The following is a 26,388-nucleotide window of genomic DNA, read 5'->3' on the forward strand; positions in this document are numbered from 1 at the left end:
TTAAACAGGGTATAAAAAAGTCCAAGCAATTCAGTTTCAATGCCTATAAAAACAAATATTAAGAAAGTTTCAAGTTATGATTAACATCTTAGGGACACTAGTAAACAAAGTCGATTACATTTTACCGACAAAAAGTAACATTCATCGGTTTTACATAAAAAATAAAGGCTTCTTTTCTACAATTTTTGTTAATAAAAATGTAAATTTAGAACACATAATAAAAAACATTAAATCATGTCTGGAATTTTAGATCTTTTAAATAGCCCAATGGGCCAACAAATTGTTAGCGGTGTTAGTAGTCAAACAGGACAATCTGCTGATAAAACAGGAAGCTTATTAAGTATGGCAATGCCTGTGTTAATGGGTGCTATGCAGAAAAATGCGTCAACCCCTGAAGGTGCATCAGGATTATTAAGTGCGCTATCAGGAAAACATTCTGGTGGTGGAATCTTAGACAATCTAGGAGGGTTATTTGAAGGTGGTGTTGAAGATAATGTCACTAATGATGGAGCAGGAATTCTAGGACATATTTTAGGTGGAAAACAACCTGCTGTAGAAAATGCATTGAGTCAAAAATCCGGAATGGATGCTGGTTCTGTTGCTCAGATTCTTAAAGTAGCTGCTCCAATCCTTATGGGTGTTTTAGGAAAACAAGCTTCGCAAAACAATGTATCTGATGCTAATGGTTTATCAAATATGCTCGGAGGAATGCTCGGAGGAGGACAAGGGTCTAAACAGCAATCACTAATAGAATCTTTTCTGGATGCAGACGGTGATGGCAGTATCCTTGATGATGTAGCTGGTATGGTACTTGGTGGCGGTAGTCAGAAAAAAAGCGGCCTTGGAGGATTATTAGGCGGTCTTTTTGGAAAATAGATTTATAACTATTGTTTAATAAATACTGAGAAGAGTCTTGATGTTTGTATTAAGACTCTTTTTCTATTTAGGCCTATTCAAATAAATTTTTATAAATTAACACAACAAAAAAAACGTTAAAGCTTAAAAGTAATTAACGTACTTTTTGTAATTTGATTTTTATTAAGATTATGAAAAATAGTATTTACACATTTATTCTAGTGTTATGCATCTATAGTTGTGGAACAACTAAAGATAGAAAACTCGATGTTACATCTGCGGATAGCATTTCTGACACTGTAAGAATTGCTAATGATAGTTTAGAGTATGAAATTATTATAATAGAACCTGGATTTAATGGATGGCTTGCTACCCAGAGACCAAGAGGCTACTATAATCAAAGTTTTCTGGAAGTAAGAAATCGACAATATGTTACTGAATATAATCAAAGGGTTATGCAGCCGCAGCTATTTGATCCGAATTTATATATTCAGAGAATAAACTATGAATTGCAGACCGATTATGGATACGAGGTAAACTACCTTTTATACAATTATTTTCTGTTTTTTGAACGACAATATAATCAACGATTTATAGTAAGTAGAGGTTAAAGATTTTGACACGGAAAGTTTAAGTTGTATTTTTGCGATATGCAAAAGTTTAAAGATCGCTGGGAAATTCAGGCTAATTGGCAACTACTTTTTCCCCTCCTTGGATTAATAGGATTATTGGTTTCATCGTTTTTATTAGCTAAGAGATTAATACTTGGTATTTTAAAATTTACGGAGAATCATGATTTTTATTTCCCATTATTATCCGTAATAACAGTATTAATTTTTACAGGATTATTGATATTTACCTTAAAGATTTTTAGACCCTTAGAAAAAAAATGGAATGTTACGTATCGATGGGAGCTAATTGCGATTTTTATTGCCTTTGCCATTACAGGTTCTACAGCAGCCAGAATTTCTGACCCAATTATACAATTAATGGGATTTCATAGAGAATCTACAACCGGATGGATATACTGGCCATTGAGAATATTTCTGATATTTCCAGTATATCAGATAATATTATTAATTGTAGGATGGATTTTTGGACAATTTAAATTCTTCTGGTGGTTTGAGAAAAAAATGCTTCGCAGAATGGGTTTTGCTCGATTTATTAAAGATTAAAGAATATAAAAAAAATAGTTTCCATTAAATTGAAACTATAGAAATATCATTATTTTAAGAAATAACTTCTACTTCGATTATTTTAGCATCTTTATCCATAATCTCTTCTTTATTGAGCACGAAAGTATATAACCACATTATAGTAAAAGTAGGAATTATATCTGTTCCCGGAATTATTTCCTCTATAAAAGTTATTACCGAAGCTATCTTACCTTTCTTTCCAGGATACATATCCATCATTTTTTTTGCAGCATAAGGAGCCCATATAAGATCTAAAAATGGTCCAACAAAAGGAATAGCCAATGAAGCCATACCTATTAAATCATAAATAACCCCTTTTTTTAATAATTTATACTTGTTCTTTTTCATAAGTTTCTATTTACTAAATATATAACAAAAAAAATGCCAAAAAATTGTTATGACAAGTCTGCAGTAATTAACCTTAAAAACTCCGTACGGGTTTCAATTTTTTCGAACTGTCCTCTAAATCCGGAAGTTGTAGTTACAGAATTTTGTTTTTGAACACCACGCATCATCATGCACATATGTGCAGCTTCAATTACCACAGCAACACCTTTAGGTTTTAAAGTATTATTAATACACTCTAAAATATCGTGAGTTAAGCGTTCTTGCACCTGAAGACGTCTTGCAAAAACATCCACTATCCTAGGCAACTTGCTTAATCCAACTATTTGACCATTAGGAATATACGCAATATGAGCCTTTCCAAAAAACGGTAACATATGATGTTCACACAAAGAATATAATTCTATATCTTTAACAATAACCATATCGTCATAATCTTCCTTAAACATAGCGCTTTTCAGAATTTCTTCAGGATCTTGATGATACCCTTGAGTCAAGAACTGCATTGCTTTTGCAGCTCGTTCTGGAGTCTTCACGATTCCTTCCCTACTTACATCTTCTCCCAGATCTGTAATTATAGATTTAAATTTATCCTTTACATCATCCGTAACTTTTATGTTGTATTCTTCGAAATTATTATATGGCATTATATCTATGTTAGTTCTGTATTTCTTTTTTTAATTTACTTTTATAAGTAGCCTGCAATTTACTTAGTTTTGGATTAATCACAAACTGACAGTACCCCTGATTACTATTTTGATTATAATAGTTCTGGTGGTAATCTTCTGCATTATAAAAAGCTCCTAACGCTGCTACTTCTGTAACAATAGGGTCATTAAAGATGCCTTGCGAATTAAGGTTCGTAATCATTGTTTGTGATAACCGTTTTTGATCTTCATCTACATAAAATATAGCACTTCTGTATTGAGTACCACGATCTGCCCCTTGTTTATTAAGAGTTGTAGGATCGTGAGTTGCAAAAAAGATTTCCAGTAATTCATTATAACTAATAATGTCGGCATCGTATTCAATTTTTATCGCCTCCGCGTGGCCTGTTCTTCCCGTTGTAATTTCTCGATATGCCGGATTCTTAATAGTTCCTCCTGTATACCCAGAAATTACTTTATATACTCCTTCTAATCGTTGAAACACAGCTTCGGTACACCAAAAGCATCCACCAGCAAAGACAGCAGTCTTTAGGTTATTTTTTCCCATAATATTGTTAAATAGTAAATATTGTTTAACTAATTTACATATATACTAAACAGCACTAATGCTTTTTAACTTTTCATTAGTAAGTCATTTAGTTGTAAATCCTAGTTTTGCAAGTAAGTCGAAAAAGTAAGGATTTTTTTACAAAACATGAATAGAAAATTACGCCCTATCTTAAGTGTGCTACTCATTCTGTATGCAACCTTTTTATTTAGTCAAGAAAAAAAACAAATTACGGCGCACAGAATAACAACAGCTCCTAAAATAGATGGTATTCTAGATGATCAAATTTGGAATGACATCCCTGCTTCCGGTAATTTCAGGATGTGGCAACCTGGAAATGAAGGAACTATTCCAGAAAACCTGCGTACAGAAGTCAAAATGGCCTACGATAATAAAGCAGTATATTTTGCCGCATATTTATATGATAACCAACCTGATAAAATTTTAAAGCAATTTAGTCAACGAGATGATGTTTTTGCTCAAGCTGACTTTTTTAATATTTCGATAAACACTTATAATGACGGGATTAATGAAACTCGTTTTTTTATTACAAGTGCAGGAACAATTGGAGATGCTAGAGCAGATCAGTTTAATGAAGATTTTAGCTATAATGTAGTTTTTAATGCTAAAATTTCTTATGATGAAAAAGGTTGGTATGCTGAATTCAAAATCCCTTATAATGCTTTACGTTTTCCAGAAGTGGCTGTACAAGATTGGAGTATTAATTTTTATAGACGCTTACAAAATAGGAATGAAACACATTCTTGGAATTTTATAGATAATAAAGTAGGGCAACGAACACAATATAATGGATTAGTAAAAGGTATAGAAAATATAAACCCTCCGGTGAGACTTACCTTTTTTCCTTTTGTACAAGGATTAGGTACTACCTTCGATGGAGAAACTGAAACTGATTTTAGTGCAGGATTAGATGTTAAATATGGATTAAGTGATAGTTTTACATTAGATGCAACGTTAATACCAGATTTTGGACAAGCAGCTTTTGATGAAGTTAGACTTAATCTGGGACCTTTCGAACAAACTTTTGGAGAAAACAGGCAATTTTTCACAGAAGGAACAGAGCTATTTAATAAAGGACGGATCTTCTTTTCCCGACGTGTAGGTAATGGACCTTCTGGTTTTGTTTCTGAAGATGAACTTATGGAAAATGAAGTAGCCGAAGACAACCCTTCTAAGGTGAACCTACTAAATGCTCTTAAAATTTCGGGAAGAACTAAAGGAAATCTTGGTATTGGTTTTTTTAATGCTATTACAGAAAAAACAGAGGTACGTATAACAGATACTATTACCGGAGAACAAAGAAGTAAAGTAGTAGAACCTCTGGCTAACTACAATATATTTGTTCTAGATCAGCAGTTTAATAACAACTCATCTATTTCATTAATAAACACTAATGTAACCCGTAATGGCAGTGATTTTAGAGATGCTAATGTAACTGGTTTGGTATGGAATCTAGCGAACAAAGCAAATTCATATAGACTAACTGGTCGATCAATAGTAAGTCAGGTAAATCTGCCAGGAGATAATATTGGAGGTTTTAGATCAGAGTTGGATTTTGATCGTATTAAAGGTAAATGGAGATATGGGTTTGGACATGATCTGGCCAATACTACTTTTGACATTAATGATTTAGGAGTGAATTTTAGAAATAACTTCAATAGCTTTAGAGTTAGTACATCTTATCAGATTTTTGAACCTACAAGATTATTCAATAATTACAGAATCAATCTCTTTGCCAGACATCGAAGATTATATGATCCCAGTGTACAAACTTCTAATTCTGTTGGGGTAGATTGGTTTTTCGTAACCAGAGAACGCTTTGGTTTTGGAGGGTTTACAATTTATGATTCTGATACGGATGATTATTTTGAACCTAGAGTAGATGGCAGATTTGTAACATACAGCGAGAATCTTGGTGTTAACTTATGGGTATCTTCTGATTATCGAAAAAAGTTTGCTTATGATATACGTGTATTCCATCGTAATTGGTTTGAAGATGATCAGCAAACCTATAGTATGAACCTTTCTCCGAGATATAGATTTTCTGATAAATTCTTAGTTATTTGGGCAACCGATTACTCTATAAGAAAACGGAATTTCGGATATATTGACAATGACGATACGGATGTATTCTTGGGCCAACGAGATATTACTACCATAGAAAATTCATTAAGTGCTAGTTACAACTTTGACCCATATAAGGCGATTAATCTACGTTTTAGAAATTTCTGGAGCACCGCAGATTACTCAGAAAATGTATTTTATACGTTAAACAATGATGGAACCCGTACTCAGACCGATTATGACATTTCTGAAAATGACCCGAATACAAATTTTAATATATGGAATCTTGATCTAAGTTTTAGCTGGAGATTTGCTCCTGGAAGTGAAGCTACCCTACTCTATCGAAATCAGATTTTTAATCAAGATGAACTTTCCACAATTAACTATTCTGATAGTTTAGATAATCTTTTTGGTCAGCCTATTCAACATACTTTATCATTAAGAGTGGTATATTTTCTGGACATAAATAATTTAAAAGGTTCTTTTAAGGGATAATCTTGCCGAATTTTAGGATATTAGTTATTTTCACTGCTTCAAGAAACATATAGATGATAAAAGCTAAGAATATTCACAAAAATTACGGGGACTTACATGTATTAAAAGGTGTGGATCTGCATATTAAAGAAGGTGAAATTGTTTCTATCGTAGGGGCTTCCGGAGCAGGTAAAACAACCTTGTTACAGATTCTAGGAACATTGGATAGAGCATCAGAGTTAAAAGGAAGCGATTTATCGATCAATAATAATATTATTAATTTCTTATCCGAAAAGCAGTTATCCAAATTCCGAAATGAACAATTAGGGTTTATTTTTCAGTTTCACCAGTTGTTACCCGAATTTACAGCTTTAGAAAATGTATGTATTCCTGCATTTATCAAAAAGGTTCCTAAAGCCGAAGCAGAAAAAAGAGCGAAGGAATTACTGGATTTTTTAGGTTTGGGACATCGATATGATCATAAACCCGCAGAACTTTCTGGTGGTGAACAACAAAGAGTTGCTGTAGCAAGATCATTAATTAACAATCCAAAGGTGATTTTTGCGGATGAACCTTCGGGAAATCTGGACAGTGAATCAGCAGAGAATCTCCATCAATTATTCTTTAAACTCAGGGATGAATATGGTCAAACTTTTGTTATTGTCACCCATAATGAAGAATTGGCGAATATGGCAGATCGGAAATTGGTTATGGTAGATGGTAAAATTGTCGATAAAACGTAATTACTCTTTTAAATTTCTGAAATTTTCAACACTGCATAAAACTTCGTGAAGAAACTAAGCAAATCCGAACTTAAAGAATTTCTTGATGAGAAAGCTGCTTTTTATGAACAGCCAAAATTCATAGAAACAGATCCTGTTCAGATCCCACATCTTTTTACTCAAAAACAAGATATCGAAATAGCAGGCTTCCTGACAGCTACAATTTCTTGGGGGAATCGTAAAAGCATTCTTACCAATGCCCATAAACTGATGCTTCTAATGGGTAATTCTCCTTATGATTTTATAATGAATCATAAGAAAAGTGATCTTGATAATTTAGAAGGTTTTGTTCATAGAACTTTTAATCATATTGATCTAACATATTTTATCAAAGGTTTACAAAATCTTTATATAAAATTCGGAGATATGGAAGGGTTTTATAATCAGTATGCGAACGACGCATATCTACAAACTGCTATTCACCATTTTAAAAAAGAGTTTTTTAGCTTACCACATCAAGCCAGAACTGAAAAGCACGTAAGTGATCCACATAAAAATTCGGCCGCTAAACGAATTAACATGTTTTTCAGATGGATGATAAGAGATTCTGGCGCTGGTGTAGACTTAGGAATCTGGAATAGCTTATCTCCTTCGCAACTATCTTGCCCGCTAGATGTGCATTCGGGTAATGTTGCCAGAAAATTAAATCTACTAAGCAGAAAACAAAATGATGCCAAAGCATTACATCAACTTGATGTTAATCTAAGGTTATTAGATCCGTTAGACCCTGTGAAATATGACTATGCTCTATTTGGCTTAGGTGTTTTCGAAAAATTTTAGTTTAGAACTATTCTAAAGAGTAACATGCTGTTTACATTCTAAACATTAGGTTGATGTTTCTTTAATAAACATAAAACATTTCCATAAAGTTATTCAGCTTACAGTCATAGTAAATTTGTGAAAACAAAAATTTACACAATCATGAAAAATTACTTAATACCTTTTGCGCTATGTTATGGTTTGTTATTTATCTCTTGTAACGATGATGATGACACCTCAACACCGCCTATAGGAGATCTAATTGAATTAGAAAGCAGATCAACCTCACCTGTTCTTTTAAAAAAAATGTCTGGTTTTACAGATATTGAAATCTACAATTTACTTTCATCTGAAGATACGTATATTCCTAATTTCACTTATGGTTCTATGGCTGATGGTGCAGGTTTACTTCGTAATACAGATGGAACATATACGCTAATAAATAATATAGAAGCAGATTATGCTATAGCAAGAATTACATTGGATGAAACTTTTAAACCTATAAAAGGAGAACATATTCTTAATGCAGTAGCTACTGCAGAAACGGCTCAATGTTCTGGTTCTATGATCACTCCAGAGGAACACGGTTTTGGTCCTATGTATTTATCAGGAGGAGAATGGGGAGGAAATTCTAAAGGAGTTTTCGCTACCGATCCCTATAGAGATCCTTCTGTTGCTGCTACTCCAAAAATGTTAACCGCAATGGGGCAATGGTCTACAGAAAATGCCGTAGCAATCGGAAAAGATGCTTACCCTGATAAAACCGTTGTGTTTATTGGTGATGACAATAGTAATAATGAAATTCCTTCTGGTCAATTAGGCATGTATGTTGGAAATAGAGGTGATCTAGAAGGAGGAAAATTATATGGTTTAAAAGTAACTTCTCCTGGAATTACATATGAAATGGATATGGAAGAAGGTACTACATATGATATGGAATTCGTAGAACTTACCGAAAAAGATATTGACCTATTAGACACTGAAGCTAAATCAAAAGGCGTAATGGGGTTTTCCAGACTAGAAGATATCGATTGGAGAAGAGGATCCGCTGATAACAACAGAGAAGTATATCTTGCAGTAACTGGAAGAGATAAGCCAGACCTTATCGGAAAAGGAACTCGTTCCGGAAGAATATATAAAGTAGTATTAAACGAAAATGATCCTACAGGAGCTGGTAAAATAATTTGTGTCTTAGATGGTGACAAAGAAGGTGGCAAAGCCGAAGCTTTTCACAGTCCAGATAATATTCTAGTAACTGAAAATTATGCGTACATCCAAGAAGATCCAAACGGAATTCAAGACTTTAAACCAGCCGCTGCTCACTATGCAAGATTATACCAATATGATCTTAATTCAGGCGCTCTAAAGGCTGTTTTGGAATGTGATCAAGTAACTGCAGCAGCTCAAGGTTATGGTCCTGCGGATAGAACTTGGGAAATAACAGGAATGATAGACATCTCTGATATCATTGGTGTAGATGAAACTTTTGTTTTAATCACTCAAAATCACGGATGGGAACGAGCCGACGGAACTCCTTTTACAGATCCTAATGCCAATCCAAATGTGGCAGACAGTAGAAAAGAAGGTAGTATGCTATATATTGTTAAAGGATTAGGAAGATAATTTGTACCATCATATAGTAATCAAATGAAATTATTGTCAAATTATATAACTAATAAAGGGGCTTATCGTATGATAAGCCTCTTCGTTTTATCTATTTTACTCTCTTGTAATAAAGAAATAAAAACAGAAGAAATAGCATTTAATACTACAATGCATAAGCAATTTAATAAGGATATTACCTTAGCGATTGCATATACAGATAGTATCAAACATAATCCTACTCAAATCGAATATAATTTTAAGAAAGCAAAAAAATACTTTAAGAAACTAGAACCTATTCTATCGAGTCTGGATGTCGAAAACTATGGTTTTCTTAATCAACCAAATATTTTAAAAGTAGAAGAAGAAGACTTTACCGATATCAAAATTAAATCTCCAAGCGGCTTTCAAGTTCTTGAAGAAGAGATTTTTGTAGATAAAATAGATACAAACGCTGTTGCAAAACATGTTAATCTAATTACCGGCCGATTAAAACTAATAAAGAAAAACACAAGTTTTAATCATCTAAAACCATATCATTTTTTATGGCTACTTAGAAAAGCTATAGTAAGAGTAGCACTTACAGGAATTACTGGTTTTGACTCTCCTGTATTAGAAAATTCATTAGAAGATTCTCGTATAGTTTACCAAAGTTTATTTACTTATTTATCAATATTCAAAAATGAATTTCAAGATGAAAACTTATTCAAAAAATGGCAGACTGAAATCACAACTACTTTAAATAATTTAGAAGGAAATTTTAATAACTTTGACAGGTATCATTTCATCAAAAATCATACGCATCGACAGTTAAATCTATGGAATCAAACAGTTACAGATTGGGAGGTGAAATTTCCATTCGAATTGGCTATAAAAAATGATGCTATTTCTCTTTTCTCATCAAGCACTTTTAATGTAAATTATTTCGCTGATCAAAGTCAGAAAAAACTTAGTTCAGAAAAAATAACGCTAGGTAAAAGATTGTTCTATGACAAAAATCTTTCTTCTAATAAAAAAATAAGCTGTGCAACTTGTCATCAACCTGATAAAGCATTTACAGATGGGCTTAAAATTTCTAAAGGAGTCACTCGTAATAGTCCAACACTAGTTTACGCTGCATTACAACAAGCCTTCTTTTATGATAAAAGAGCTGGCGGACTAGAAGGTCAAATCATAAATGTAGTGGAGAATCAAAATGAATTCCATACAGATTTAAAAACACTAGAAAAAGCTGTTCTAGAAGATAAAGCATATGTTGAAGAGTTTTCTGAAGTTTACCCTAATAGGGAAATCAACAATAATGATATCAGAAATGCTATTGCAAGCTATATCAGAAGTCTTATTCCTTTTAGTTCTAAATTTGATAGAAACATTAACAATCTTGAAAACACACTTTCTAAGAGTGAAATTAACGGATTTAACCTATTTAATGGGAAAGCCAAATGTGCAACTTGTCATTTTGCTCCATTATTCAATGGTACCGTTCCTCCAGATTACAAAGAATCTGAAATAGAATTAATTGGTGTTCCATCAACTAATGATACTATTAATGCGACTATAAGTAAAGACCTAGGAAGATATATGGTGTACAAGACACCAGAACGAAAACACTTTTTTAAAACACCTACAGTTAGAAACGCAGAGATAACAGCCCCTTACATGCATAACGGTGTATATAATACATTAGAAGAAGTAATGGATTTTTATAATCGTGGTGGCGGAGCCGGAATAGGAATAAATCAGCCATATCAAACCTTACCTCCGGATCCTTTAAATTTAACAAAACAGGAGATTGATGATATTATTGCATTTATAAAAAGTTTAAACGAAAACATGGGTGAATATTAGATATTTGTGAGTTTTTAGAATAATCTAAGTAGGGAATTCTTAATTTCTGATTTTTTTTTGTTAATTTTATTAAGAATTGTTTCAAATAAGACAATTCTTGACGAAGATGATCGTACCAGCACTCCCCATAAATGAAGATTTTAGAATTGAAGCTTTAAAATCATTGAATATTCTTGATACTGAATCCGAAAACAAGTTTGATGAGATTACAGCGTTGGCTGCGTACTTATGTGATACAAAAATTGCTTTAATATCATTAGTCGATAGTGATAGAGAATGGTTTAAGTCCGCATATGGTTTTTCTACGAATGAAATACCAAGAAAGGAATCTTTCTGTGCACACGCAATTCTAGAGCCAAAAACTCCATTAATAGTTAAGGATGCAAGAACAGATGAGCGTTTTCGTGATAACCCGCTTACATTAAATGGTACAGTAATCTTTTATGCCAGCGTAGCGCTTATTGACAAAAATGGTTTTGCTTTAGGAACTTTATGCGTGATTGATAGTCAACCTAAAGAACTAAGTGACAAACAGCTAGAAGCATTAAAATCACTTGCTCATCAGGTTATCATTTTATTTGAACTCAATAAAAAAAATAATGATTTAAAGAAAGTAGAAGATAAGCTGAGAAAACGAAACGAATCTTTAAAAGAATTTGCCAGAGTAATTTCTCATGATTTAAAAATGCCACTAGCTAATGTTATTACTACTTCGGATTTATTAAAACTAAAATTAGCAAATAATCTGGATAAGGAGACTTCAGAATATTTTGAATACATAAAACAATCCTCATTTTCAATGAGTGACTATATCAATGATGTCCTAGATCATTATGAAAGTGATAGCTTAGCTCAAAATAAACCCGAACTATTTAAACTTAACTACCTTCTTAGAGAAATTGCAGAGCTACTAAGCATAAAACCAGATTGCACAATCAATTTCCCAGAATCAAACCCTGCATTAAACTGTAATAAATCTGCATTAAAACAGATTTTTTTTAATCTGATAGGTAATAGTATCAAGTATAATGATAAAGAACATATTATAATAGATATAGAACACACAGAGGACAACGTCTTTTATTTCTTTAAAATAACTGATAATGGTATGGGTATCCCAGCGGATCAGATAGATTCTATTTTCGAATTATTTACAACCGCCAATGGAATTGATAGAAGTGGTAATAAAGGAAATGGGATAGGGTTGTCTACGGTAAAAAAATTAGTAGAGACACTTGGAGGGTGTATCAAGGTTAAATCTGATCTTGGAATACAAACCACATTTGATTTCTCAATTAAAAAATAAATGAAGATTTAGGTCCTAGTAACTATACAAGCTTCAGCACATTTTTCTCCATCTATAGCCGCAGAAATAATTCCTCCAGCATAACCTGCACCTTCTCCACAAGGATAGAGTCCTTTTATTTGCGTATGTTCTAATGTATATCGATCTCTGGGTATTCTTACCGGAGAAGAAGTTCTGGATTCTGGAGCATGTACAACCGCTTCATTGGTTAGATAACCTCGCATACTTTTATCGAAAGCTTTAAAACCTTCTTGAAGCGTACTATGAATAAACTTTGGAAATACTTCATTCATATCTACAGATGTTAAACCAGGTTTATAAGAAGTCTCAGGTAAATCCAAAGATGTTTTTCCTTGTGTTAAATCTACTAATCGTTGCGCAGGAACTCGTTGAGTTTCTCCAGCCAGATGCCAGGCTTGTTGTTCTATTTTTTTCTGAAAATACATTCCTGATAAAGGCCCATACTCAGAAAATTCTTTAAAATCTTCTAAACGTAACTCTACTACAATTCCACTATTAGAGGTAGGTTGGTCTCTTTTTGATGGTGACCAACCATTAGTTACTACTTCTCCAGGGCTCGTGGCACAAGGAGCAATAACTCCACCTGGACACATACAGAAAGAATACATCCCCCTACCCTTTACTTGTTTTACGATACTATAAGGAGATGGAGGAAGGTAAGGTCCACGAACTTCACATTTATACTGGATTTGATCGATTAATTGTTGAGAATGCTCTACTCTAACTCCTAATGCAAATGGTTTTGCTTCTATTTCTATATTTTTCTTGTGCAATAACTCAAAAATATCCCTTGCCGAATGTCCTGTGGCTAAGATTACTTTATTAGCTTCAATAGTATCTCCATTTTGTAAAGTTACTCCAGTAATTTCGGAATTCTTGATACTAAAATCAGTTACCCGTGTTTCAAAATGAATTTCTCCTCCGTGTGCTATTATTTTTTCTCTGATAGCCGCTATAATCGCAGGTAATTTATTGGTGCCTATATGTGGGTGTGCTTCTACCAAAATCTGATCAGTTGCTCCAAAACCTACTAACAATTGAAGAATACGGTTTACATCTCCCCTTTTCTTAGAGCGTGTATATAACTTACCATCACTGTAAGTCCCTGCTCCTCCTTCTCCAAAACAGTAATTAGAGTCTTGATTCACAATATGATCTCTATTTATTGCCTTAAGATCTCTTCTTCTGTTACGAACATCCTTTCCTCTTTCTAACACTATTGGTTTATACCCTAACTCTACACAACGTAAAGCTGCAAACAATCCCGCAGGACCTGCTCCAATAATGACAACTTCACTTGCTTCAGACACATCCGGGTATTCAGGTAATTTAATAGCTTGATCGACAAAATCTTCCTGAACATATACCTTTATTTTTAGATTTACTTTAATAGCTTTTTGACGGGCATCAATAGATCTCTTTAAAATTTGGACATACCTTATTTCATTTAAAGGGATACCATTTTTTCTGGACACCTGAGCTTTTAGCTTGTCTGGATCTGCAGCAATTTCTGGTGCTACTTGTATGGTGAATTCGTGTTGCAAAGGATATCGATTCTAATTTTTCGCGAAGATACAATGTTATAAAAAAACAAATCTATTTATTACGAACATAAACCAATTTAAACTTTCGATTATTCTGATCTCTTTGTTCGATCTCGAATTGCTTTAATGACTTAAACAATGGTGTTAATTTTTCGAATCCAAAATTTCTAGAATCAAAATTAGGTTGCTTTTTAAGAATAAGAGAGCCAACATCTCCCATAAAAGCCCATCCATCTTCATCAGCTGCATCAGAAACAGAATTTCTTAGTAACCTTATTACTTTAGGCGTAATTTTATCTAAGTTAGATTTTTCCAACTTCTCTTTACCATCCTTTTTCTCTGTATCTTGTTTCAGAATTTCTAAATAAATAAACTTATCACAAGCAACTATAAATGGTTCTGGTGTTTTCTTTTCTCCAAGTCCATATACAACAACACCAGCTTCTCTTAATCTCATGGCTAGTTTAGTAAAATCGCTATCAGATGAGACTAAACAAAATCCATTGACTTTTTCTGAATATAAAATATCCATAGCATCTATAATCATTGCAGAATCGGTAGCATTTTTTCCTGTAGTATAGCTATACTGCTGTATTGGATTGATAGCATTTTCGAGAAGAATATTCTTCCATTTAGCTAAATACGGTTTGGTCCAGTCACCATAAATCCTCTTAATAGTTGGAGTACCGTACTTCGCAATCTCTTCCATCATTTCTTTTAGATATTTTGCCGGTATATTATCACCATCTATAAGGACAGCCAATTTTGTATCTTTAATCATGTTTTTAAAGGTACGTAAATACGATATCTAAAAAAAGTATTCAATAATAATCGAATGACCATTCAGGAAATATTAAAAAACACTCGGCATAGACCCTGGGATTTACCTAATGAACCTTGGAAATACTATCAAGAATGGAATAATGCAATTTTTCTGCATTGGAAAGTAGATTATGACGAGCTTAAAAAATTTGTTCCTAAAGAACTGGAAATTGATCTATTTGAGGGAGATGCTTGGGTTTCATTAGTAGCTTTTTCAATGGAAAAGATTAGACCGAAATATCTTCCGTACTTTACTCCTATTTCTAATTTTAATGAAATTAATATTCGAACATATATTAAATCAGGAAAAAAGACTGGAGTTTATTTCTTAAGTATTGAAGGAGGAAAAAAGATTTCTTGTAGAATCGCTAAGAAAATTTCAGAACTACCCTATCGATATTCTAAAATGAAAAGAGAATCAGATTTTTATAATTCATCTAATAATACTTTTAGAGACCTCTTCGAAATTCAATTTAAAATAGGGAAAGATCAAAAAACGAAGTCTAATCTGGATATTTGGTTAACGGAGCGATATGCTCTTTTTCAGGATTCTAAAGACATCATAAATGAATATGAGATTCATCATCCAGAATGGCACTTACAAGAAATTGAAGTTAAAAATTTAACGGTTAACTATGCTCGCTTTGTTAATTTATTGAAAGGAAAACCTAATAAAATTGGATATTCAAAAGGAGTTCAGGTAATTGCTTGGGGAATGCAGAAAAAGAAATTAATTGACTACTCCTAATAAAAGGTCTTTAAAAAATATCTATTATGAAACATTTTAGATTTTGAAAAAGATTCATCTTCAGCTAAATTTCTATGACACAATACGTAAACTCTATTTTACGTTTACATACTTATTTATATTAACTCAATAAGTATGAAGAATCTGGAAGACAAAACATCAAAGTTTATAAGTAAAAAACTAAATGGATTAAAACCAAAAGGTACAATTGAATGTTTTCTTGATGATACATCTTCTTTATCTTGTAAAAGCAACTATTCATCAGGTTTATTAAGTCGTTCTGAACAAAAATTCTTTGAAAATTTATCCGAAAAAGACTCTTCTGAGTTTCTTGCTATGGTAAATAAGCTAATACAAAAATCTTCAGAAAGTAATAATGGTTCGATACGTTCGTGTTTAATTAATTTTAATTCCATTAAATTTGAATTTAGTTATTATTAAACAAACCAAAAATATCTTTTACATCAGCATATTTGGAAATAAAAACGTTAAACATATTTTCAAGAAACCTAGAACAACAAAAGGAATTTTATAATGACCTATTAGGATTTCAATGTCAAAAAGATCCAGACACTCTTAGCCTTTTTACTCAAGAAAACATACTAACATTTAGAAAGTCTAAAAAAGATTTTTATTATCATTTTGCTTTCTTAATACCAACAGGTTCGATCCATACAGCAATTGATTTTTTAGAGAATAAAAATATTTCACTTCTACCTTATAAAGGAGATAACATCATTCAATTCGATAGCGGAAGAGCGATTTATTTTTATGACAAGGATGAAAATATAGTTGAATTTATTGAGCGGCCATTAGTAAATTATCCCAAAAGCAATAATTTTTCTATAGATCAAGTAATTAAGCTTAATGAAATCGGGTTGCCACATATAGATCCTATAAAAATGGCAAATACATTGATTAAAGAATTCGGAATTAACCCTATCGATAGAAATAGTTTTAGAGAAAACTTTTGTTGGGTTGGCGATCATAATGGAGTGATCATTGTAACAAAAGAAAGTAGAAATTGGCTCCCAACAGATAGACCTGGAATTATAAATGATTTTACCATCTGTTATCAGGAAAATGGGATAGAATACAATATCTCTTTTGAAAATAATGAAATAAAATAGAGAAATAAAAGTCTATTTTTTATCAAAATACGTTATTAGCAGTTTTTAATCCGAAAAAACAAAGCTTTTGTCGATCCTTTCTATTACTGGGGTTTACAGAGTTTTATACCAACAAACGATATTTATTTATATCTCAATTACGTTGTTTTAACCTTTTATTAATATATAAGTTTCTATATTTGATTTGAACAATCAATAATTAGACTTATGAAAAAACTATTTTTTTTAGCCATTGCGCTTATCGGTTTTACTACAATTTCTAATGCACAAAGTATCAAATTTGGTGTAAAAGGAGGTGTTAACTTTTCTAATATAAACGGAGATACGGATCTAGACAGCAGAACAGGGTATCATATCGGAGTTGTTGGACAATTGGGAATCGCTGACAAATTTGCCATTCAGCCAGAAATTTTATATTCTGCTCAAGGAGCAGATGATACAGACATTGACTATGTGAATGTGCCAATATTAGTGAAATATAAATTTCTTAAGTTCGTTAGTTTCGAAGCAGGTCCACAATTTGGTATCGTAGTAAATGATGATTTTCAAGTTGGAGAACCTGAAAGCTTTGATGTTAGTGGTGCCGTAGGAGCTGGTGTAGAATTTGGAAAATTCTTTGCTCAAGCAAGATATAACTTTGGACTAACCGATGTGGTAGACAATGTCGATTCTAAAAACGGAACTTTTCAACTTTCTGTTGGATATTATATCTTTTAATGATAAAAAATATTTCATTTGATCATAAAAAATGCGGAAGTTTTACTTCCGCATTTTTTATGATCTTTTACGTCTTCTGTTATTATTTCTATTATTACGTTTATTCCTTCCTTGTTGGTTTTTCTTTGGAGGTGCAGCATTATAATCAAAGACAAAACTTGGTTCAAAACCTTCTATGGTCTCTTTAGGTAAAGTTAATCCTAATAGTTTTTCTATTCCTTTTACATAAGCAACTTCTTCCTGAGAAACTAATGAGATGGCTTCTCCGCTTGCTCCTGCTCTACCTGTACGTCCAATTCTATGAACATAATCTTCAGAGATATTTGGTAATTCATAATTAATTACATGTGGTAACAATGGGATATCCAAACCTCTAGCTGCAATATCCGTTGCCACCAATACTCTAATTTTATTTTGTTTAAAACCAGTCAATGCTTTTGTTCTTGCTCCTTGACTTTTATTTCCGTGTATTGCCGCAGATGTGATTCCGTTTTTTACTAATTTTTCGCTTAAGCGATTTGCCCCATGTTTGGTACGAGTAAAAATGAGTACTTGCTTCCAACTCCCTTCAGAAATTAACTTGATGACTACTTCAGATTTCTTAGCTTTATCCACCTTATACATCTTTTGATCTACCTTCTCTGCAGTTGTATTTTCTGGAGCAGCCTCTACGGATACTGGATGATGTAAAATACCATTAGCTAATTTTTTGATCTCTTTAGAAAATGTAGCAGAGAACAACAGGTTTTGTCGTTTCTGAGGCAACAAAGCTAATATCTTATTGATATCTCTCTGAAATCCCATATCCAGCATTCTATCTGCCTCATCCAATACTAGAATTTCGGTTTTTGCTAAAGAAAGTGCCCTTTGACTATGTAAATCTAGTAAGCGACCCGGAGTTGCAACCAATATATCAACTCCATTTCTTAAAGATCTTATTTGTGGATTAGCATTTACACCTCCAAAAACAACCATAGATCTTAAATCAACAAATTCGCTATATGCTTTTACATTATCTAATATTTGAGCAGCTAGTTCTCTAGTTGGAGTTAATATTAATGCTCGAATAGGTCTCTTCCTATAGTGTTGTCCTTGTGATAATAATTGAAGTATAGGTAATGTAAAACCAGCTGTTTTACCAGTCCCTGTTTGAGCCGATGCTAATACATCCTTTCTTTCTAAAATTGGTGGTATTGCTTTTTCCTGAATTGGAGAAGGAACAGTATATCCTTTTTTATCGATTGCTTTTAATAAAGCATCGGATAATCCTAATGAATTAAATGACATATAAATTGTTTAAGAAACAACAATCTATTACGTTATGCCATTTCTGAATGCAGCAGCAAAGGTACGCCTATTTTTTAGTATTAAAATTTTCTTAATAGTTTTCTCTATTTATTTGAAATCTAACTTATAAAAACACTTTACTTATTACGAAATGCAATACCTTATTATCAAGTTTAAATTCCTGTATTTTATAAATCCTAAGTAAGTCTTCATTATATTAGCTAATTATAGAAATGATTATTAAAACACAGAATTTAAAGACATTATGCAATCTAAGTATATCATTAATCCGATTTTTATCAGTTCGTTATTGATTCTTTTGATAAATGATTTCTTTCTTAAATATGCTTTTCATAATTGGATTACCGGAAAATTATCTGACATATTTGGAATTATAGTTTTTGCTTTGTTTTTAACATCATTTGCTAGCAAATTTAAAAAGGGCATATTTATAATTACAGCCATTGCTTTTAGCTTCTGGAAAACATCTTATAGTCAACCGATTATTGAATTTTGGAATGCTTTAGAAACTATACAATTTGATAGGACAATAGATTATACTGACATTATTTGTGTTTTAGTCTTAATCCCTTTGTATCCATACAGCCCTTCTATTCTTTTAATTAAATCTAAAACAATAGTATTTAAATTAGCCAAACCTGTTTTAGTAAGTATAACCTTCTTTGCTCTATTAAGTACTTCTCAAAAGCGTTATTTAGTTCCGTCCGCTATGAAACTAGACAAAAACATTATGATTAAAATGTCTAAAGATTCATTTTTCCATCAATTAGAAAATGATAAGGTCAACTACCAAAAAGACGATATATTGATTGTAAAAAGAGATACTTTTGATAAATATATTCTTAGAAATATTGTTTTAGATTACGATACAATACAAAAAGTAACCATCGGTGTAAGAGAAAGAAAAAATAAAACGAATGTATATATCGATAGTTTGGTGAATAGAAAAAATGGCAAAAGTTATTATTTTACAGTTAATAAGGAATGGCTAAAAACATATAAAGTAGATCTGATAGAATTATTAAAGAATACAAATGAGTAAAAACGATTTGATAGCTTATGGTATTTTCTTACCCTAAAAATTCGTTAAGCCTAAACGGTCAATAACAAATCTTATAGTATATTTGACAAACGTTAATCAAGAATGCAATTCAGACACCCAGAATTTCTTTATGCTTTATTTGCACTTGTTATTCCTATTATAGTTCATTTATTTCAATTACGTCGTTTTCAGAAAGTGCCTTTTACTAATGTGCAATTTCTAAAAGCGGTTACAATACAGACGCGTAAAAGTTCTCAGATCAAAAAATGGTTAACACTTCTTGCAAGATTATTTGCGCTAGCAGGACTTATTATTGCTTTTGCTCAACCGTTTTTAGCTTCAGAAGAAATCGTTGGTAAAAAAAGTGAAACTGCAATATATCTGGATAATTCTTTTAGTATGCAAGCCAAAGGCTCTAAAGGTCCTTTGTTGCAGAGAGCAATCCAGGAGTTATTAAGTGTATTACCCGAAGATGAAAAGGTCTCTATTTTTACGAATACCAAAACATTTAAGGATGTAAGTAAAAAAGATATACAGAATGATTTACTTCAGCTTGAATATACATCTAATCAGATACCATATAGTGCAGCATACCTAAAAGGAAAACAACTTATCGGAAACGCCCCAGAAACTATTAAACGGATTATTATGGTTTCTGATTTTCAACAAAAAAATGAAGCTTTTGATCTTCCTTTTGATACTGACACCGAAACAAATTTTGTACAACTACAGCCTGTAACTCGCCAGAATATTTCGATAGACAGTCTTTCATTGCAGCGTAATGCAAGTAATGAATTAGTTCTTAATGTTTTAGTAAGTAATACAGATGCTAATGCTGATAATGTCTCTATTGCCTTTTATAATGACGAAAAGTTATTAGGAAAAACCTCTGTTACAATCCCTAAAAATGGGACGACAAATACCCAGTTTAAAGTTGATGATAATAGTAAGGTTAACGGTCGTATTGTACTAGAAGATCCTGCCTTAACTTTTGACAACTCTAGGTATTTTACAATTAATACTCCAGAAAAGATTAGGGTATTAGCCATTAATGAGGCAAGCGATAGTTTTATAAAAAACATCTATACTACTGATGAGTTCTTTCTAATAAGTACCGTATTAGAAAAACTAAATTATAATGATATTAGTAATGCTAACCTGGTACTAATTAATGAACTAAAACAAATTCCAGTCTCATTAATTAATGCTCTTAAATCATTCGAAGACCAAGGTGGAACTATATGCTTCATTCCTGCTACAGATGGTAATATCGTTTCATATCAACAACTGATTAATAGTTTTTCTAAAGAAGGCCTATTAGATTTAAATACACAGGAAAAGAGTATAACTAATATTAATTTTTCGCATCCGTTATACAGAGGAGTTTTTGACAAGAGAATAACTAATTTTCAATACCCAAAGGTTAATTCGTTCTATAGAACAAATTCCGATAATAGTATTTTATCTTTCGAGGATCAAACACCTTTTTTGTACAAAACAAATTCTTTGTACATATTCACAGCATCAATTGATAACGAGAATTCGAATTTTAAGAATTCGCCACTAATTGTTCCTACCTTATATAACATTGGAAAACAAAGCTTGCAACTTTCTGATATATCATACATTATTGGACAAACAAACACCTATGATATCCCGATATCTTTAGGACAGGATGGAATATTATCTTTAGAATCTAAAGAAGAAAGTAATATCCCTCTCCAACAAAGTTTTGCTGCCAAAGTTCGAATTACAACCGATGAAGTCCCTACAAAGGCTGGAATATATGCACTAAAAGATAAAGAGCAACTTATCCAAAATGTAAGCTATAATTACAATACCGCAGAAAGTGATTTACAATATTACGATCTTTCTACTACGACGGAATATGTGGTAAATGATTCTATAACTTCCTTATTTGAACAAATAAAAGAAGAAAGTAGCATTCATGAACTTTGGAAATGGTTTATTATTTTTGCTCTGATTTTCTTATTAATTGAAATCCTATTATTAAAATATCTCAAATGAATTTCTTATTAAAGGCTGCTACCATTATTGATCCCTCATCGCCCTTTCATAATCAAACGGTAGATATTCTAATCGAAAATGGAATAATTAAGGATATCGATGCTTTGATTGAGGCTAAAGAAAATATAGAAGAAATTAAACTAGACACACTGCATGTATCTCAAGGGTGGTTTGATAGTAGCGTAAGTTTTGGAGAACCTGGATATGAAGAACGAGAAACTATAAACAATGGATTAGATGTTGCTGCTAAAAGTGGTTTTACCAGTATAGCTCTCAATCCAAACACACTGCCAATAACAGATACAAGTGCTTCTGTAGGCTTCTTAAAAGGAAAAGCGTTACAAAACCCAGTTAACCTGCACCCTATTGGATCATTAACAACAAAGTCCGAAGGTGTAGATATGGCAGAGCTTTATGATATGAAACAAGCCGGAGCTGTAGCTTTTGGAGATTATAAAAAATCTGTTAAAAATCCGAACTTGCTTAAAATAGCTTTATTATATGCTCAAAACTTTGATGGGCTGGTACTTTCTTTTCCGCAGGATAATAATATTGCTGGAAAAGGTATGGTGAATGAAGAAGAGCAAAGCACCGTACTAGGTCTAAAAGGAATTCCTGCACTCGCAGAAGAATTACAAATTTCCAGAGATCTTTTCCTACTGGAATATACCGGAGGAAAATTACATATTCCAACAATATCTACAGCTAAGTCTGTTCAATTGATTAGAGAAGCTAAAGCGAATGGATTACAGGTAAGTTGTAGTGTTTCTGTACATCATTTATCACTTACCGATGAAGAACTAACTACTTTTGAAACAAATTATAAAGTATTGCCTCCATTAAGAACTCAAAAAGATGTCAATTCTTTACTAGAAGGTGTTAAGGACGGAACTATCGATATGGTAACCAGCGATCACCAACCTATGGATGTTGAACATAAAAAGGTAGAATTTGATAATGCCAAGTATGGAACAATTGGTTTAGAAAGTACATTTGGAATACTAAACAATGTCCTAGATATTGAACAAACTGTAGCATTACTTACTCAAGGAAAATCAATTTTTGGAATTGAAAGTATTTCTATTGATAAAGGAAATAAAGCTGACTTATCATTATTTACACCAAAAGGTAATACTACATTTGTAGAAGAACTTATACTATCTACTTCTAAGAATAGTGCATTTATAAATAAGACTATAAAAGGAAATACCTATGGAATTGTCGGAAACGGTCAGTTGGTATTGAAATAAAATAGTGTTTTATTAATACTTGGTGAATAAGAACCAAAAAGAACCTCAGTTATCTAACACAGATATATTTCTTTGATAGTATAACTAAAAATGAATAACAAAATAACATCAATCATGGAATCAGATTACGAAAAACAAGGAAAAACAGCCGCTGTTATATCATACATTACTATCATCGGAACGATTATAGCCTTTTTTATGAATCAAGATGATAAAAATACGTTTGCCAGTTTTCATATAAGACAAGCATTAGGTATTAATATTGGCTTCTATTTACTAGGGGCATTGGTAAGTATGTTTGATTCATGGGTAATTTCGTCATCATTTTACATCTTCATATTTGTTCTTTGGGTTTTTGGTTTGATAACCGCTATAAGAGAAGAACAAAAAACTGTTCCAATCGTTGGGCCTTATTTTCAGGAGTGGTTTACTTTTATAAAATAAACACTCTATCTATCTATTCAACAGCAAATTTAGTGAGTTTTAGATCGGCCGATAATACTATAACTAATATTACAGAATCATTTTCGGATTGCACTAAGTACCTGTTACCACCGTCCTGATCCATAAAATCAAATTCTGAAAACTTGCCTTGATCTTCTAGAGTTTTAGCTAAAAATTCTTTCACTTTATCTATAGTAAAAGTGGCTTGCAAATCAGTAGAGAACTGATCAAAAATTTGTTGTGCATCATTAGCATTATATGAATCAATTATGGTTTTCATTGTATTTTCATAATCAGCATCTGATTGAGCTACTCCTATGTGTAAACAAAAGAACAAACCAAAATATATTAATTTTTTCATAGCAAAAGTAATTTTAAAAGGTTTTAAGAAAAGGGAATATTCCACTAATTTCATCAAAAATAAGTATTAATACGTATTTAACAAATAAGAATTATACAATTTTAAGTTTAATGTAGTAAGAATTTAAAAACAATATTCAAAAAATCCTGATGAATCTTATGTATCAGGATTTTTTTGAATAAAATACTAGTAACAAATCTATTGTAAAGGTTTAGGGCTCCACTTAAGGAAATTAGGTTTGATCACTAATTGAACCCATCCCCAGTTTTGTAATCCACTTGGATTAGGTTGATTTTTTAGAAACTCCATTCCCTCTCCAGCAAACATTTGTGAATATCCAACTTTTACGGATGCATAGGGTAGTAATTTTTGTGTAAATACAATATCTACTTCCGTTCCAAGGTATTTGTCTGCCTCTGATCCATCTGTATCATCTATAAGAGTAGCGGCTGATGAGAAATAGTGTCCTTTGACAAGAAGACTTGAGGATTTTCCAAATTTAAAATTTGCTTTGGCATATATATCAGTTAAACCCACAGAGTTTGCATGGTTTCCAACATAAAAGTAATCCATATATCCATTAAACTTATGATTGGTACCATAAAGAGGAAAGAAAGAATAGTTTTTTCCATCCGTTTCGTTTTGATCTGTACCACTTTGGATTTCAAAACCACCTCCAATACCAACAGCACCAATTTTCCCATTGGCTTCTAGTCCAACTAAATATGCAGAAAGATCAGTAGATGGACTTGCAGGATCAGTGGTATCAGGGCCTTCTCCTGCTTGTAAATATGCATTTAAAGCAAGACCTACTCCTCCTAGTTTAAATTTAGAATGTGTACCAAATGTATGTGTATGATAGAATCCATCAGTAGGAGTACCATTTATTACATTCTGAAATGTATTATTTAATGCTAAAAAACTAAGCGTTGCTTTTTCTGAAGCTTTCCAGGTTAAGTGTGCATACTCCATGGCTTTATAGCTAAAAAAACCAGTAACATTATATATTGTTCCTGTTTGATTACCAGGAAGTGCATCTAGATCATTCTGACTAAATGCAAAACCAAGATCTAATTTGATCTTTTCGTTTCCATATCTTATTAAAGCTAAGTCATGAAAACGACCTTGTAATGCCCAATCTAAACCACCTAAGATTCTCTGATCATCGTATGATATCATTTGTCGACCTACTTTAGTGGACCAACCTTTTCCGAATGCCAAGGACGCCCAGGCTTCTGCAACTTGTAAATTATTATTAGCATCATTATCCAGAATCTGTCTGGTATCTCCCCATACTCTTACATCTTGAATACTAAAATGAGCTTTGAATTTTTCGGAAGTGTACCCAAATTTTAGCCTGGCTCTCTGTTGCACAAAAGCAGCAGGATCCGCTCCTTGAGGAACCAGATTATTGAATCCATGACGATATTCAAATCGATCTCTAAAATCTAAATCAATACTTAATTCCTGAGCTGTTATAACATTCGCTAATAACACAGTACACAATAGTAATTGTAATTTTATTTTCATACTCAATAGGTTTTTAAAAGTTTAGACAAAAAAAATACGTATTAAAAATTTTGTTTAAAATACGTAATTTTCCCCGTTTTATTCACGGTATTTTATAATAATCTATATCTTAACTTTTTCGTATAAGCTAGTTACTGCATTAAATGCTTTTGTTAAATCATTACTTATCTTATACATTTCTAGAGGTTTAAACCCTTGATTCATTAGCTTTTCCTTCCCGTTTTTTACTTGCTCCCATTTTGACATAGCTACTCCTAACTTTTCATCAATTTGTTCGTTATTAAAATTAGATATAAGTAACATTGTAATAGCACCATCGAGTTCATTAAAAACATTATTCAGCATTTGCTCAGAATTTTTAGTCTTCAAAGTCGTTTGATTTGCGAAATAATATAATGCCAATCTTTGAGAAAGCATACGCTGTCTTCCAGCCATGTCTATCATTTTTTTAAGCTCTAAATCAGATTCACTAGAACCATCATCTTCAAGTAAATTCTCATCACTTTGATTAGCTCCTTTGGACTCAACAATAACAGCAGATACTACATCATTTGTTGCTTTAAGTAAATCTGTATTTAAATCTATAATACTTTTTGCATTATCATAATTAGGAGTAGTTTCAATAAGCTTTTTAAACTCTACCCAAATAGCGTCTACCTTAGCGATTCTGTCCTTAGTTACTTTATAACCAGAATTTTGGTTAATAATACCATTTTGCTTTTCGAAAATAATTTTACTAGTTAAAAGATCTCTTTTTGCTTTTGTATCACTAGGGTTCTCTACTAGATATAAATAAGATTTAGCCATTTTCTGACTTAGCATACGTTGCTTACCTGAAATATTAACCGCTTTATTAAAGGTTAACATTCCATATTTTACACTTTGTTGGGCACTAATCGTGTTTGTCCCAAATGCTACCAATCCAGTCAAGAATATAAGCATCATAGATCTTAGCGTTAAATTTTTTTTCATTTTT

Annotated in this window: 26 protein-coding genes; 17 read left to right on the forward strand and 9 right to left on the reverse strand. The window is 32.1% G+C overall.

Features of this window, described 5'->3' with window-relative positions; translation table 11 throughout:
• The first annotated feature begins 234 nt into the window (after positions 1–234).
• From Q0829_RS04940 to Q0829_RS04950, 3 genes are all read left to right on the forward strand, one after another.
• Entirely contained in the window at positions 235–876 is a 642-nt protein-coding gene (locus Q0829_RS04940) for a DUF937 domain-containing protein (RefSeq protein WP_298540604.1), read from the forward strand.
• A gap of 170 nt (positions 877–1,046) precedes the next feature.
• Complete coding sequence (locus Q0829_RS04945; protein ID WP_298540606.1) at positions 1,047–1,466, forward strand: DUF6146 family protein; 420 nt, start codon at positions 1,047–1,049, stop codon at positions 1,464–1,466.
• 39 nt (positions 1,467–1,505) lie between these two features.
• Positions 1,506–2,030: a DUF6787 family protein gene (locus tag Q0829_RS04950; protein WP_298540608.1), complete on the forward strand. Its 525-nt coding sequence runs from the start codon at positions 1,506–1,508 to the stop codon at positions 2,028–2,030.
• A gap of 54 nt (positions 2,031–2,084) precedes the next feature.
• Here Q0829_RS04950 and Q0829_RS04955 read toward each other — a convergent pair whose 3' ends face one another.
• From Q0829_RS04955 to msrA, 3 genes are read right to left on the reverse strand one after another with little or no spacing between them, the layout of a single operon-like run.
• A complete protein-coding gene (locus Q0829_RS04955) occupies positions 2,085–2,399 on the reverse strand; it encodes a hypothetical protein (RefSeq protein WP_298540610.1) in 315 nt (104 codons plus the stop codon).
• A gap of 47 nt (positions 2,400–2,446) precedes the next feature.
• Complete coding sequence (folE, locus tag Q0829_RS04960; protein WP_298540612.1) at positions 2,447–3,043, reverse strand: GTP cyclohydrolase I FolE; 597 nt, start codon at positions 3,041–3,043, stop codon at positions 2,447–2,449.
• A gap of 10 nt (positions 3,044–3,053) precedes the next feature.
• A complete protein-coding gene (gene msrA / locus Q0829_RS04965; RefSeq protein WP_298540615.1) occupies positions 3,054–3,611 on the reverse strand; it encodes a peptide-methionine (S)-S-oxide reductase MsrA in 558 nt (185 codons plus the stop codon).
• Between the two features lie 147 nt (positions 3,612–3,758).
• On the opposite strand from msrA, the gene Q0829_RS04970 reads away from it, so the two are divergent.
• The 6 genes from Q0829_RS04970 to Q0829_RS04995 all read left to right on the forward strand — a co-directional run bounded on the left by Q0829_RS04970 (position 3,759) and on the right by Q0829_RS04995 (position 12,467).
• Entirely contained in the window at positions 3,759–6,191 is a 2,433-nt protein-coding gene (locus Q0829_RS04970) for a DUF5916 domain-containing protein (protein ID WP_298540618.1), read from the forward strand.
• 53 nt (positions 6,192–6,244) lie between these two features.
• A complete protein-coding gene (locus Q0829_RS04975) occupies positions 6,245–6,913 on the forward strand; it encodes an ABC transporter ATP-binding protein (RefSeq protein WP_298540620.1) in 669 nt (222 codons plus the stop codon).
• Between the two features lie 45 nt (positions 6,914–6,958).
• Positions 6,959–7,732: a TIGR02757 family protein gene (locus Q0829_RS04980; RefSeq protein ID WP_298540622.1), complete on the forward strand. Its 774-nt coding sequence runs from the start codon at positions 6,959–6,961 to the stop codon at positions 7,730–7,732.
• A gap of 141 nt (positions 7,733–7,873) precedes the next feature.
• Entirely contained in the window at positions 7,874–9,334 is a 1,461-nt protein-coding gene (locus tag Q0829_RS04985) for an alkaline phosphatase PhoX (protein ID WP_298540624.1), read from the forward strand.
• Positions 9,335–9,403: 69 nt separating this feature from the next.
• Positions 9,404–11,161, forward strand: coding sequence for a cytochrome c peroxidase (locus Q0829_RS04990; protein ID WP_298540626.1), 1,758 nt, complete (start codon positions 9,404–9,406; stop codon positions 11,159–11,161).
• A gap of 106 nt (positions 11,162–11,267) precedes the next feature.
• The gene (locus Q0829_RS04995) at positions 11,268–12,467 is read left to right on the forward strand and encodes a GAF domain-containing sensor histidine kinase (RefSeq protein WP_298540628.1); all 1,200 of its coding nucleotides are present in this window, start codon (positions 11,268–11,270) and stop codon (positions 12,465–12,467) included.
• An 8-nt stretch (positions 12,468–12,475) separates the two neighbouring features.
• On the opposite strand, the gene Q0829_RS05000 is transcribed toward Q0829_RS04995, so the two are convergent.
• Together Q0829_RS05000 and Q0829_RS05005 are read right to left on the reverse strand one after the other, a co-directional pair.
• The gene (locus tag Q0829_RS05000; protein WP_298540630.1) at positions 12,476–14,032 is read right to left on the reverse strand and encodes an FAD-dependent oxidoreductase; all 1,557 of its coding nucleotides are present in this window, start codon (positions 14,030–14,032) and stop codon (positions 12,476–12,478) included.
• A 52-nt stretch (positions 14,033–14,084) separates the two neighbouring features.
• A complete protein-coding gene (locus Q0829_RS05005; protein WP_298540632.1) occupies positions 14,085–14,813 on the reverse strand; it encodes an NYN domain-containing protein in 729 nt (242 codons plus the stop codon).
• Positions 14,814–14,867: 54 nt separating this feature from the next.
• Between Q0829_RS05005 and Q0829_RS05010 the strand changes: the two genes are divergently transcribed.
• From Q0829_RS05010 to Q0829_RS05025, 4 genes are all read left to right on the forward strand, one after another.
• Positions 14,868–15,602, forward strand: coding sequence for a DUF2071 domain-containing protein (locus Q0829_RS05010; RefSeq protein WP_298540634.1), 735 nt, complete (start codon positions 14,868–14,870; stop codon positions 15,600–15,602).
• A 135-nt stretch (positions 15,603–15,737) separates the two neighbouring features.
• Positions 15,738–16,043 (forward strand): hypothetical protein, encoded by a 306-nt coding sequence (locus tag Q0829_RS05015; RefSeq protein WP_298540635.1) that lies wholly within the window; start codon positions 15,738–15,740, stop codon positions 16,041–16,043.
• 32 nt (positions 16,044–16,075) lie between these two features.
• Complete coding sequence (locus tag Q0829_RS05020; protein ID WP_298540636.1) at positions 16,076–16,732, forward strand: hypothetical protein; 657 nt, start codon at positions 16,076–16,078, stop codon at positions 16,730–16,732.
• Between the two features lie 207 nt (positions 16,733–16,939).
• Positions 16,940–17,449 (forward strand): porin family protein, encoded by a 510-nt coding sequence (locus Q0829_RS05025; RefSeq protein ID WP_298540637.1) that lies wholly within the window; start codon positions 16,940–16,942, stop codon positions 17,447–17,449.
• Positions 17,450–17,506: 57 nt separating this feature from the next.
• Here the strand turns inward: Q0829_RS05025 and Q0829_RS05030 are convergent, their stop codons facing one another.
• Positions 17,507–18,736 carry a DEAD/DEAH box helicase gene (locus Q0829_RS05030; RefSeq protein WP_298540638.1) on the reverse strand — a complete coding sequence of 410 codons (1,230 nt, stop codon included), beginning with the start codon at positions 18,734–18,736 and terminating at the stop codon, positions 17,507–17,509.
• 265 nt (positions 18,737–19,001) lie between these two features.
• Here Q0829_RS05030 and Q0829_RS05035 point away from each other — a divergent pair, with 265 nt between their 5' ends.
• The 4 genes from Q0829_RS05035 to Q0829_RS05050 all read left to right on the forward strand — a co-directional run bounded on the left by Q0829_RS05035 (position 19,002) and on the right by Q0829_RS05050 (position 23,521).
• Positions 19,002–19,799: a hypothetical protein gene (locus Q0829_RS05035; RefSeq protein ID WP_298540639.1), complete on the forward strand. Its 798-nt coding sequence runs from the start codon at positions 19,002–19,004 to the stop codon at positions 19,797–19,799.
• Positions 19,800–19,901: 102 nt separating this feature from the next.
• Positions 19,902–21,827: a BatA and WFA domain-containing protein gene (locus tag Q0829_RS05040; protein WP_298540640.1), complete on the forward strand. Its 1,926-nt coding sequence runs from the start codon at positions 19,902–19,904 to the stop codon at positions 21,825–21,827.
• A complete protein-coding gene (locus tag Q0829_RS05045; RefSeq protein ID WP_298540641.1) occupies positions 21,824–23,077 on the forward strand; it encodes a dihydroorotase in 1,254 nt (417 codons plus the stop codon). Before Q0829_RS05040 ends, Q0829_RS05045 begins: the two co-directional genes overlap by 4 nt.
• A 90-nt stretch (positions 23,078–23,167) precedes the next feature.
• Complete coding sequence (locus Q0829_RS05050) at positions 23,168–23,521, forward strand: hypothetical protein (protein ID WP_298540642.1); 354 nt, start codon at positions 23,168–23,170, stop codon at positions 23,519–23,521.
• 13 nt (positions 23,522–23,534) lie between these two features.
• On the opposite strand, the gene Q0829_RS05055 is transcribed toward Q0829_RS05050, so the two are convergent.
• The 3 genes from Q0829_RS05055 to Q0829_RS05065 form a co-directional block, all read right to left on the reverse strand.
• Positions 23,535–23,882: a hypothetical protein gene (locus tag Q0829_RS05055; protein WP_298540643.1), complete on the reverse strand. Its 348-nt coding sequence runs from the start codon at positions 23,880–23,882 to the stop codon at positions 23,535–23,537.
• Positions 23,883–24,080: 198 nt separating this feature from the next.
• Positions 24,081–25,412 carry an alginate export family protein gene (locus tag Q0829_RS05060; RefSeq protein ID WP_298540644.1) on the reverse strand — a complete coding sequence of 444 codons (1,332 nt, stop codon included), beginning with the start codon at positions 25,410–25,412 and terminating at the stop codon, positions 24,081–24,083.
• A gap of 102 nt (positions 25,413–25,514) precedes the next feature.
• On the reverse strand, positions 25,515–26,384 hold the full coding sequence (locus tag Q0829_RS05065) for a type IV pili methyl-accepting chemotaxis transducer N-terminal domain-containing protein (protein WP_298540645.1): 870 nt from the start codon (positions 26,382–26,384) through the stop codon (positions 25,515–25,517).
• Between the last annotated feature and the right edge of the window lie 4 nt (positions 26,385–26,388).

This window comes from uncultured Aquimarina sp., assembly GCF_947492405.1.
Classification (GTDB): Bacteria; Bacteroidota; Bacteroidia; order Flavobacteriales; family Flavobacteriaceae; genus Aquimarina.

Excerpts from the sequence above, each read along its gene's own strand:
- Q0829_RS05030 (WP_298540638.1), bottom strand. The coding sequence starts at position 18,736 with ATGTCATTTAATTCATTAGGATTATCCGATGCTTTATTAAAAGCAATC.
- Q0829_RS04985 (WP_298540624.1), top strand. The coding sequence starts at position 7,874 with ATGAAAAATTACTTAATACCTTTTGCGCTATGTTATGGTTTGTTATTT.
- Q0829_RS05010 (WP_298540634.1), top strand. The coding sequence starts at position 14,868 with ATGACCATTCAGGAAATATTAAAAAACACTCGGCATAGACCCTGGGAT.
- Q0829_RS04955 (WP_298540610.1), bottom strand. The coding sequence starts at position 2,399 with ATGAAAAAGAACAAGTATAAATTATTAAAAAAAGGGGTTATTTATGAT.
- Q0829_RS05065 (WP_298540645.1), bottom strand. The coding sequence starts at position 26,384 with ATGAAAAAAAATTTAACGCTAAGATCTATGATGCTTATATTCTTGACT.
- Q0829_RS05045 (WP_298540641.1), top strand. The coding sequence starts at position 21,824 with ATGAATTTCTTATTAAAGGCTGCTACCATTATTGATCCCTCATCGCCC.
- Q0829_RS05025 (WP_298540637.1), top strand. The coding sequence starts at position 16,940 with ATGAAAAAACTATTTTTTTTAGCCATTGCGCTTATCGGTTTTACTACA.
- Q0829_RS04995 (WP_298540628.1), top strand. The coding sequence starts at position 11,268 with ATGATCGTACCAGCACTCCCCATAAATGAAGATTTTAGAATTGAAGCT.
- Q0829_RS04990 (WP_298540626.1), top strand. The coding sequence starts at position 9,404 with ATGATAAGCCTCTTCGTTTTATCTATTTTACTCTCTTGTAATAAAGAA.
- Q0829_RS05040 (WP_298540640.1), top strand. The coding sequence starts at position 19,902 with ATGCAATTCAGACACCCAGAATTTCTTTATGCTTTATTTGCACTTGTT.
- Q0829_RS05060 (WP_298540644.1), bottom strand. The coding sequence starts at position 25,412 with ATGAAAATAAAATTACAATTACTATTGTGTACTGTGTTATTAGCGAAT.
- Q0829_RS04970 (WP_298540618.1), top strand. The coding sequence starts at position 3,759 with ATGAATAGAAAATTACGCCCTATCTTAAGTGTGCTACTCATTCTGTAT.
- Q0829_RS05005 (WP_298540632.1), bottom strand. The coding sequence starts at position 14,813 with ATGATTAAAGATACAAAATTGGCTGTCCTTATAGATGGTGATAATATA.
- msrA (WP_298540615.1), bottom strand. The coding sequence starts at position 3,611 with ATGGGAAAAAATAACCTAAAGACTGCTGTCTTTGCTGGTGGATGCTTT.
- Q0829_RS04940 (WP_298540604.1), top strand. The coding sequence starts at position 235 with ATGTCTGGAATTTTAGATCTTTTAAATAGCCCAATGGGCCAACAAATT.
- Q0829_RS04975 (WP_298540620.1), top strand. The coding sequence starts at position 6,245 with ATGATAAAAGCTAAGAATATTCACAAAAATTACGGGGACTTACATGTA.
- Q0829_RS05015 (WP_298540635.1), top strand. The coding sequence starts at position 15,738 with ATGAAGAATCTGGAAGACAAAACATCAAAGTTTATAAGTAAAAAACTA.
- Q0829_RS05050 (WP_298540642.1), top strand. The coding sequence starts at position 23,168 with ATGAATAACAAAATAACATCAATCATGGAATCAGATTACGAAAAACAA.
- Q0829_RS04950 (WP_298540608.1), top strand. The coding sequence starts at position 1,506 with ATGCAAAAGTTTAAAGATCGCTGGGAAATTCAGGCTAATTGGCAACTA.
- folE (WP_298540612.1), bottom strand. The coding sequence starts at position 3,043 with ATGCCATATAATAATTTCGAAGAATACAACATAAAAGTTACGGATGAT.
- Q0829_RS04945 (WP_298540606.1), top strand. The coding sequence starts at position 1,047 with ATGAAAAATAGTATTTACACATTTATTCTAGTGTTATGCATCTATAGT.
- Q0829_RS05035 (WP_298540639.1), top strand. The coding sequence starts at position 19,002 with ATGCAATCTAAGTATATCATTAATCCGATTTTTATCAGTTCGTTATTG.
- Q0829_RS05055 (WP_298540643.1), bottom strand. The coding sequence starts at position 23,882 with ATGAAAAAATTAATATATTTTGGTTTGTTCTTTTGTTTACACATAGGA.